This is a genomic window from Acinetobacter sp. YH12227, assembly GCF_013417785.1.
GTDB lineage: Bacteria > Pseudomonadota > Gammaproteobacteria > Pseudomonadales > Moraxellaceae > Acinetobacter > Acinetobacter gandensis.
Genome location: NZ_VPDH01000183.1, coordinates 1 through 1,150 on the forward strand (window position 1 = coordinate 1; position 1,150 = coordinate 1,150).

The following is a 1,150-nucleotide window of genomic DNA, read 5'->3' on the forward strand; positions in this document are numbered from 1 at the left end:
TTGCCATGTCACTGAATACTCGTCCTAGAAAGGCGTTAGATTGGCTTACACCATTAGAGAAATTTGCTCAGCTTGTTGATTATCATATGGCTTTTGAAACTGTCGCACCTCATGTTTGAATTCGCCCCATATTTTTGCTACAGTGAACCAAATTAAGATCATCTATTTACTAGGCCTCGCATTTGCGGGGTTTTTAATGCTGAATAAAAGGAAAACTTGATGGAATTGCCCAATATTATTCAACAATTTATCGGAAACAGCGTTTTAGAGCCAAATAAAATTGGTCAGTCGCCATCGGATGTTTATTCTTTTAATCGAAATAATGAAACTTTTTTTCTTAAGCGATCTAGCACTTTATATACAGAGACCACATACAGTGTCTCTCGTGAAGCGAAAATGTTGAGTTGGCTCTCTGAGAAATTAAAGGTGCCTGAACTCATCATGACTTTTCAGGATGAGCAGTTTGAATTCATGATCACTAAAGCGATCAATGCAAAACCAATTTCAGCGCTTTTTTTAACAGACCAAGAATTGCTTGCTATCTATAAGGAGGCACTCAATCTGTTAAATTCAATTGCTATTATTGATTGTCCATTTATTTCAAACATTGATCATCGGTTAAAAGAGTCAAAATTTTTTATTGATAACCAACTCCTTGACGATATAGATCAAGATGATTTTGACACTGAATTATGGGGAGACCATAAAACTTACCTAAGTCTATGGAATGAGTTAACCGAGACTCGTGTTGAAGAAAGATTGGTTTTTTCTCATGGCGATATCACGGATAGTAATATTTTTATAGATAAATTCAATGAAATTTATTTTTTAGATCTTGGTCGTGCTGGGTTAGCAGATGAATTTGTAGATATATCCTTTGTTGAACGTTGCCTAAGAGAGGATGCATCGGAGGAAACTGCGAAAATATTTTTAAAGCATTTAAAAAATGATAGACCTGACAAAAGGAATTATTTTTTAAAACTTGATGAATTGAATTGATTCCAAGCATTATCTAAAAATACTTGGCAGAGTAAAACTTGAAGTGCGACATAAACCACCTAATTAATTTAAAGGGTTTATGGAGTATATAAAATTGTCATACCATCATCTTAACTTTGAAGATCGTACTGCATTAATGCTTGAGTCAAGA

At 34.1% G+C, this 1,150-nt stretch carries 1 protein-coding gene and 1 pseudogene; both read left to right on the forward strand.

Annotation, left to right across the window (positions count from 1 at the left end):
* Positions 1-119 (forward strand): annotated as a pseudogene (locus FTV09_RS17820) (IS30 family transposase); the annotation flags it as partial.
* Between the two features lie 100 nt (positions 120-219).
* Positions 220-999 carry an aminoglycoside O-phosphotransferase APH(3')-VIa gene (locus FTV09_RS17825; RefSeq protein WP_000422636.1) on the forward strand — a complete coding sequence of 260 codons (780 nt, stop codon included), beginning with the start codon at positions 220-222 and terminating at the stop codon, positions 997-999.
* The last annotated feature ends 151 nt before the right edge of the window (positions 1,000-1,150 follow it).